Source organism: Enterococcus sp. 7E2_DIV0204 (assembly GCF_002140855.1).
GTDB classification, from domain to species: Bacteria; Bacillota; Bacilli; order Lactobacillales; family Enterococcaceae; genus Enterococcus_L; species Enterococcus_L lemimoniae.
Genome location: NZ_NGKY01000009.1, coordinates 1 through 4,341 on the forward strand (window position 1 = coordinate 1; position 4,341 = coordinate 4,341).

Sequence of the window (4,341 nt, forward strand, 5' to 3'; positions counted from 1 at the left end):
GAATTTTTTATCATCCATATAAAGCAAGTCTTGAAATGAAAGTACATGCATTACAACCGAAGGGCTTTGTTCTGGATAGAAGTACAGGTATTTATTTTGTCACAGCTTTGCTATCGATACTGAATGGTTACACTTATGGAAATCAATTATCAAGTTCGAAATTAAAAAGTGAAAACTTTGTTCTAAAATTACCATCAAAAGACAATCAACTCGATTTTCAATATATGGCATACTATGTCCAACAGATCGAGGCATACTATGTCCAACAGATCGAGGCATATCTCTCAATACTCGGTTATAAAACTATTGATGATGTTGAATTAACAGAACTGGATTTGACTGTAATTGAAGAGTGGAACAATTCCAAATTTGGCAATTTTTTACTTGAAGATTTATTCCAATGGAAACCTAACATAGAATTTAGTCCGCTTAAACTCTCTGAATATATTGATGATACCGAAAAAACTATGTATCCTTTTATTGGGCAATCGACCTCTAACCACGGAAGAATCAGTTACCATCATTTGAGAAAAGATTTACTAAATAATCCTACTGGAAAACCGACTCTATTAATCCATTCAAATAATCAAAATATTGAATACATTGATACACCTTTCTATTTAAAGGATGGACACGGTGCTACTAGTATTTTACAAGCTAATTTTTTAACTAAACCGATTGCACAATATTTGCAAACCATTATCTCAAAAGTTATTACAGAAAGATTTTCTTACAATGGAAAGGCTACAAAAATTGGCTTAAAAAAAACAAGTATCGAATTGCCTGTTCTAAAAAATAAGCAACTCGATACTAAACTCATGAATGATTATATCAAGGTTATCGAAAAAAAAGTTGTAAAAAAACTTAAATTTGAATTGGATCAAAGATTAGATAGATACAACAAATTAATAAAATAATTTCATAATTCTTCTTTTTAAGAAACGATTCCAATTTTTATGCTATACTTTCAATGCTGTCTTCCTTTGCGCTGAAATCTTCAGCAAGAAAGGAGGTCTTTCAGTTGATTTTTCTACTTGACGTCTTACTTGGAATCCTGGTTAATGTGATTGCCCATTGCATTAATAAATGGCTAGATTCTAAGGACAAAAAAGACAGCTAGCCTCACGTTTATTGTTTGAAGTGGTGAAACAATACTCGATAAAAGAAAAGAGTCAGCTCGGTTGCCCCCGGCTGGCTCTTTTTGGTCTTTCAGTTGGGTTTTCTACTTGTGTGTTTAGTATAGCATAAACTTCTTTTTTCGACAATTTCATTGCTGAAGAATAGCTCATTGATTTCTATTTTTTTAACATTGTTCTTCATACTCACTTATTCGTTCCTGATTTTTGTAAGAGCATAAGGGGTTGTGTCGGGAGACAAGCTCCCAGCCCTTGCAGTGCAAGGAAACCTCTTGGTGCCAAACTTATGTGAATTCGCCCCATTGAACCCCTAGTTTCGCCCCAAATTCGCCCAATATTCACCCCAACCAACCCCCAATAGGGCGTAACTCGACCCCGACCCATTCGCCCTAAATGACCCCCAACTATTTTCTTCAGTTCTTCAACAATAGTAGGATACATTTTTCAGCTGAAGGGATTTCTATTTCTTCTCATGTTTGATTTTGCTCATAAGATCTAAAATCAAAAAGAGAAAATGATCGTTGATCGTTTTTGTACCCTTCAGCAAATGATCATTTTGGGTTTGCCTGTAACAAGCATAATGAGAGACATGTACCTTGTGTGAAAATGAAAATCAGTGCTACTTTACAATTTCATTTTTTGAATTTTCTGGTTAGATCCAAAATAAAAAAAGAATAAAAATGACCTCATTCATTTTTGTAAATTACGCAAAGTGGATATACACTTGCTATGCTTGCCAGAGTGAGAAACGATTTCTCTTTTTATCTGTGGCAAGCGTAGCAAGGTGTCCCCACCTTTCGTAAAAAATAAAAAAGCAGCCACATTAAAATCCTCGATTTTGTTTTTTTGCTCGCTGCGTTTTTTGCAAAAATAAATTTTTTTGAGATCCAACGAGTATATAAAAATTTCAAAAAATGAAAAAAGTTCAACCCTAAGTTTGGCTGAACTCTTTTTTAAATTTCGCAACATGGTATCATGTTGCTCCGCTTGCAAAAAGAAAAGTATGACGATTTGATCTTTGAATACCTGACCACTATCTGAAGAAAAAAAGAAAATTTTTTCTCCTAAAATTACTCAAAAAAACATGCACCAAAACTGTAATAAGACTGAACCAGAACTGTATTGACTTGCACCAAATCTGTATTGAGTGGTAATTTTTTGGTACCAGAAAAAATCCCGACACTGTCGGGTTGGGTCTGCTTTTGGACCCATTTTTATCTTATGCTCTTGCAATGATCACTTTTTAAATCACGTTTGACTGTTGAACGCTTTAAAAATAGAAAAACGCCAAGACTTATCGATCGATTAAATGAGCCTGAAAAAAGAAAAAACGAAGAACATTCATTTAAAATTTCGTAACATGGGACCCTGTTACTATGTTCGCAAAAGAAAAAAATATGAGATTTGTCCCGAAAAATTTTTTTGTTTTTTTAGTCGATAGTGGTCAGCCGTTGCACGAAAAAAAGCTCACCTTTTAAAAAGGTGAGTGTAATTGGGCACTATGATTCATAGTGAACTTTTTCAAAAAAATAGAAGCTCTGTATTAACCTTTTATATCGAATGCAGCGACAAAAATAAGATCTGGTTGAACTGCTTCAGGCGCCCAAAACCGATGCTTGCCTTTTTTGGAAATCAACTATGTACTTGCTCATTTACCTAAAAATACCAGGAGTCAAAAAAATATTTTTCGACTCCTGATACTCCTTGATTCAACTTTACCTACTTACCCATTTACCCAAACAAATAAAGAAATTGCTGCTACAATTGCTGTTGTGATCATTAAAAACCCACCTTCCACAATATCCAAAAGAATATTTAATACTTTATGATTACATTATGCTACAATCAAGTATAGAAAGGCAAGGGGTGATTTTATGAAAGTTGAAGAAGCGTTGTATTTTTTCAGGAAAAATAAAAACTTAAAACAAAAAGATATCCTGACATATACCCATACGTCAGTTTATTCTCGTATTGAAAATGGAAAAAAGCTGTTAAAATTTTCAGAGTTGCGAGACATTTTAGAGCGCTTATCTGTCCCCTTGGTTGAATTTTCAGAATATCTAGATGATGACCTGGAACAAAAATACTTTCGAGGTCTTTTACAAAAATATAAATCAAATGCCCATGATCTACATCTGAAAGAAGAACTCTTAGCCTATTACCACACATTAAACTTTTCTGAAGCCATGACAATAGAGCACATGTCTAATTATGTCGTGATTAAAACGTTATTGTCCTCTCGTTGGAACGAAATTCCCGCTTTAAAACAGAGTGAATTAGACATTATTTTTAATTTGTTAAACGTGAAAGAGTATTTTTTCCAATATGATTATGCGCTCTTATCTCATACTATTTTTCTATTTGATCGATCAAAGATAGATCTCTTAACTAAAAAAGCGTTACCAGTAAAAAATATGAGCTTAAGAAATACAGCCACAAAAGAATTTATAAAAAATATGATCAACAATTTGATCACTACGTTACTGAGAAAAAAGGAGTATGAACTTAGTACGTATTACCTAACTTTAGCAGCTTCACAACTCGATAGTGTAAATGATCTTAGTTATAAAATTGTACTTGATTACCTCAAGAATCTAACCCAGTACCTCTATACCGGAGATAAAAAGTACAAGACGAATATTTTTGAAAGTATCGACTACCTAAATAAAGTGGGCGAACATAATTTAGCTGTCAGCATTAAAACAGAAGTCGAATCCATTCTCTTAAATAACGATACTGTGCCCATTTTCATTCAAGCGAATCTATAAACGACTTGCTATATTAGCAAATGAACTGCCGAAAGCTTATCAAAGCTAAATGGATTAAGTACAATGACTATACTAATAAAAAAGCCCACTAACTACGTGCGCTTTGGGGAAGATAGTTAGTGGGCTTCTTTTAAAGAGATTTGCATATCCTTTTTGTAGTTTTCACTACAATGCTATTTTACCATAGTTCACTTTAAGTAAGCTTATTTGTTAGTTAATTGTCTTTTTTCTGGTGATTCGGTCATAAGACATCCTGGGATACTCGTGAGAGTGTCCTTTTTTGTGCCCCCCCCCCCCCGCTACTAGAAATTCCTCTGGAAAAGAACATACCAAGCTGTTATAAACCACCCACCAAAAAAGAAGGTGGTTTTTTTTTATCTCACAAGGGTAAGTATCGACAAAACGAACTTATTTTCACAGAATATTAAAACAATTCT

3 protein-coding genes are annotated in these 4,341 nt (G+C 33.7%); 2 read left to right on the forward strand and 1 reads right to left on the reverse strand.

Annotation, left to right across the window (positions count from 1 at the left end; all coding sequences use genetic code 11):
• Nucleotides 1-917, forward strand: a 917-nt coding sequence (locus A5819_RS18835; RefSeq protein ID WP_217809045.1) for a restriction endonuclease subunit S, incomplete at its 5' end; no start/stop codon positions are given.
• Between the two features lie 909 nt (nt 918-1,826).
• Here the strand turns inward: A5819_RS18835 and A5819_RS18845 are convergent.
• Nucleotides 1,827-2,105: a hypothetical protein gene (locus A5819_RS18845; RefSeq protein ID WP_086353114.1), complete on the reverse strand. Its 279-nt coding sequence runs from the start codon at nt 2,103-2,105 to the stop codon at nt 1,827-1,829.
• Nucleotides 2,106-3,010: 905 nt separating this feature from the next.
• On the opposite strand from A5819_RS18845, the gene A5819_RS18850 reads away from it, so the two are divergent.
• Entirely contained in the window at nt 3,011-3,904 is an 894-nt protein-coding gene (locus tag A5819_RS18850; RefSeq protein ID WP_086353115.1) for a helix-turn-helix domain-containing protein, read from the forward strand.
• The last annotated feature ends 437 nt before the right edge of the window (nt 3,905-4,341 follow it).

Bases quoted from the DNA above. Each gene is read 5' to 3' on its own strand.
- A5819_RS18845 (WP_086353114.1), bottom strand. From the start codon at position 2,105: ATGTTGCGAAATTTAAAAAAGAGTTCAGCCAAACTTAGGGTTGAACTT.
- A5819_RS18850 (WP_086353115.1), top strand. From the start codon at position 3,011: ATGAAAGTTGAAGAAGCGTTGTATTTTTTCAGGAAAAATAAAAACTTA.